This is a genomic window from Novosphingobium sp. GW835-FHT14H07, from assembly GCF_058793515.1.
Map to the genome: position 1 here is coordinate 1 of NZ_JBXAFX010000061.1, position 3,601 is coordinate 3,601.

The 3,601-nt window shown below is 61.4% G+C and carries 3 protein-coding genes and 1 pseudogene; 3 read left to right on the forward strand and 1 reads right to left on the reverse strand.

Annotated features, from left to right (window positions below):
• Positions 1–77: 77 nt before the first annotated feature.
• Both AC1Q5P_RS21680 and AC1Q5P_RS21685 read left to right on the forward strand, forming a co-directional pair.
• Positions 78–164: pseudogene (locus tag AC1Q5P_RS21680) on the forward strand (AtzH-like domain-containing protein); the annotation flags it as partial.
• Positions 161–1,180, forward strand: a complete 1,020-nt coding sequence (locus tag AC1Q5P_RS21685; protein WP_492520004.1) for a bile acid:sodium symporter family protein — start codon at positions 161–163, stop codon at positions 1,178–1,180. The pseudogene AC1Q5P_RS21680 and the gene AC1Q5P_RS21685, both read left to right, overlap by 4 nt.
• On the opposite strand, the gene AC1Q5P_RS21690 is transcribed toward AC1Q5P_RS21685, so the two are convergent.
• Positions 1,168–2,094: a LysR family transcriptional regulator gene (locus AC1Q5P_RS21690; protein ID WP_492520005.1), complete on the reverse strand. Its 927-nt coding sequence runs from the start codon at positions 2,092–2,094 to the stop codon at positions 1,168–1,170. The two genes, AC1Q5P_RS21685 and AC1Q5P_RS21690, sit on opposite strands and share 13 nt — an antisense overlap.
• A gap of 129 nt (positions 2,095–2,223) precedes the next feature.
• Here AC1Q5P_RS21690 and AC1Q5P_RS21695 point away from each other — a divergent pair, with 129 nt between their 5' ends.
• Positions 2,224–3,204 (forward strand): isopenicillin N synthase family dioxygenase, encoded by a 981-nt coding sequence (locus tag AC1Q5P_RS21695; RefSeq protein WP_194917476.1) that lies wholly within the window; start codon positions 2,224–2,226, stop codon positions 3,202–3,204.
• Positions 3,205–3,601 lie beyond the last annotated feature (397 nt).

Genomic DNA, 3,601 nt, shown 5'->3' on the forward strand with positions numbered 1-3,601 from the left:
GACACTATCCCCAACGTCACCGCTGACACATCACCATCAATGTCGCTGACCAGTCACCGACGATGTCGCGCTACAGCGGCCGCCAGACCCAGGTCTGGGTGCGGTTTCCGGAGGGATGGAAGATAGTATCTGCGCACGTATCGCTCGAAGGAAGTACATCATGAAGGCGCTGCTCGCCCGTCTCAACATCGATACCTATATCCTCCTGTTGTTGGGGATGGTCGCGCTGGCATCGGTGTTGCCGGTGCGGGGCGGGGCGTCGGTAGTCGCCGGGCTCCTCGCCGATGCCGGCATCGTGGTGCTCTTTTTCATGCACGGTGCCCGGCTGTCGCGGCAAGCGGTGCTGGACGGCGCGCGCCACTGGCGGCTCCATGCCGCGGTCGCGGCCATGACATACGTGGTGTTTCCGGTCCTTGGCCTGGCGGTCGGTTTGTTGCAGTTCCTCGATAGCTCAGTGGCGATGGGCATCCTGTTCCTGACGCTGCTGCCTTCAACGGTGCAATCGTCGATCGCCTTCACCGCGATGGCACGGGGCAATGTCGCGGCTGCGGTTTGCAGTGCGTCGTTCTCCAACCTGGCGGGCATCTTCATCACCCCCATTCTGGTGGCGGTTCTGATCACAGGCAAGCAGGGCGAGTCTTCGACCGAGGCGGTCGCGACAATCGCGTTCCAGTTGCTCCTGCCCTTCGTTGCTGGACACTTGCTGCGCCCGGTGATCGGAGCCTGGATCGCGCGCCAGAAGCAGCTGATGATGATGGTGGACCGCGGTTCGATCCTGTTGGTCGTCTACACCGCCTTCAGCGCGGCCGTTGTCCAGGGGTTGTGGAGCAGGATCTCGTCGGTCGACCTTGCGACCATCCTCGCTGTCTCTGCGGTCCTCCTCGCTCTGGTCTTGTCGCTGACCGCAGTGCTCGGCCGCTGGCTGGGTTTCAGCCGCGAAGACAGGATCGTCCTGCAGTTCTGCGGCTCGAAGAAAAGCTTGGCCTCGGGCGTGCCGATGGCAGGCGTGCTGTTTGCGACGCCGCAAGTCGGCGCGGTGATCCTGCCGTTGATGTTCTTCCACCAGTTGCAACTGATGGTCTGTGCCGTCCTAGCGCGCCGTTATGGTGCCGAAGCCGACCGCGTAAAGGCAGATGCCGCTGGTGTCGGAGTCGAAGCCTTCCGCGGTCAGGCGGTCTGAGCGCCGCCTGCCAGCTCAGTCATCGCAGTGGAGCAGAGTTTGATCAGGGCATGGGCCGCGATCGGCGGATTACGCTGCGAGCGCACATAGATGCCGAGATCGGCCGGCAGCGCGGCGGGCTTCGAGATCGGGATGTGGACCAGTTCGCCCTTCGCGATCTCCTTCTCGATGCCGATCCGGGTCTGGAACGAAATGCCCAATCCGCGCAACGTCAACTGTTTGGCCAGCTCGACCGAACTTGTCTCAACCGCCCCGGTCGGCAACTTGCCCAGGACCCGGTGCAATTGCTGGCGGATCGAGAGGTCGGACTTCGGCAGGATTAGCTGGTGCGACAGGCAGGTGGCGAGCGACAGCGTGGGCTGCTTGGCGAGCGGATGATCCGGCCGCATTGTCGCGCCCAGATGGAAGCGCGAGAGCGCCATCTGTGTGAGATCGGCGGTCCGATCCATCCCGAAGGCGATGCCCAGGTCGACATCTCCGTTGATCACGGCCTCGGGGATCAGCGATGAACCCAAGACGCTTACCCCCACAGTGATGCGCGGGTGGAGTTCGCGCAGCCGCGTCAAAACCTTCGGCAGAAGATCGGAGGTGAGCGCTTCGACCGTGGCGATCTCGACATGGCCAGAGCGCAGTCCCCGCATGGCCTCCAACTCGGAACGAATTCGTTCGGCGTCCTGGAGCACTTCGATCGCGTGGCGGGCGAAGGCCGCGCCCGCATGGGTCAGCTTGAGCCCGCCGGGCAGACGATCGAACAGGGGAGTATCAAGCTCCGCCTCGAGCTTCAGCAGCTGCCGGTTCACCGCTGATGAGGCGACGTTGAGCCGCCGCGCCGCCTCCCGGATCGACCCGGCACGCCTGATAGCATCGAAATAGACGATCATCGGGGCGTGGAAGCGGTGGGCGCGGTTCGACATGGCCAAATGTTCCGCGATGTGGCGGCTAAGGTCAACGTCCTAATTCCGGCATCATGCGTATCGAGAAATTGCGCTATTTGCGGACGCCTGCCCGGCCCATGATGCACGAAACACAGCGGAGTTTATGCTATGAGCTTGGCATCGTATTTGCCGTCAAGCACCCCTCGAACTTCTGTTCCGGTGGTGGATATAGGTGGATTGCGTTCTCCCGACCCCGCGGCGTGGGGGCCGGTCGTGTCCGCGATCCGTGACGCCTGCCTCGACAAGGGCTTCTTTTACTGCGTCGGCCACGGTGTAGATCCAGTGACGATCGAGCGGCTGTTCAGCGTCAGCCGGGCCTTTTTCGCGCTGTCCGAAGCAGAAAAGCGCAAGGTTTCGCTAATGCGGTCCAAAGCGAACCGCGGATATGAAGCACTGGGCGCCCAGACGCTGGAGCCAGGCACACCGCCCGACCGAAAGGAAGGGTACTACATCGGGTTGGACGTCGCAGCGGACAGCGATCTGGCTGAGCGTTTCTTCAACACCGGACCGAATGTCTGGCCCGAGGCGATGCCTGAGTTTCGTTTGGCGATCTCGGACTATTTCGACCGGTTGTGCGCGCTGGCGAGCTTGATACTAGAGGGACTGGCGCTCTCGCTCGATCTCGAACGGCGCTTCTTCGAGGCCTTCGAGCAGCAGCCCATCGCGACGCTGCGGCTACTCCATTATCCGCCCCAGCCTGCCAACCCGTGTCCCGGCGAAAAGGGGTGCGGCGCCCACACCGATTTCGGGGGAATTACTATCTTATTGCAGGACGACATCGGCGGTCTACAGGTCTGGGATCGCGATGCCGAGCAATGGCTAGACGCGGCGCCGATGCCGGGGGCCTTCGTTATCAATCTCGGCGACATGATGAGCCGATGGACGAACGACCGCTATCACTCGACTGTCCACCGCGTCGTCAACACGTCCGGGCAGGAGCGCTATTCGGCCCCGTTCTTCTTTTCGGGGAATCCCGAACATCTGATAGAGTGCATCCCTTCTTGCCTGAGCGGAGACGAAGGCCCCAAGTATGCAGCGATCACGGTCGATGCGCATATGCGCGAACGCTATGCCGCCACTTATGGATAGGTATGGCCAAGTGATTGCGAAGCAGGGTGCCGGATTTCTGCGAAGAGTGCCTGTCGCGCTGGCATCTATTGAAAAGACCGAGGTAGCGAAAATGACGATACGAAATCACCTTGTCGCATCGCCCGCGCGATCCGCCGCAAAGATCCCTTCTTGGGGGTATTGGAGGGGGTATTCTTAGCGCGTTTTTTTCCGTTATATGTCTGAAAAACAAGTACATATTGGAAGGCGTTGGTTCCCTCCTCCGCTACCATCCGCACGCTTCCACAAAAGTCCGCATACCACCGATCTCAAGGGGCAACTGCCTGTGTGCTCGTCGCTTCAGAGCCCGATTCAGAAGTTGATCAAATTTGACAGTATCTTGCGGTTCTGCGCGTGAGCATGCGGATTGAGGCGATGA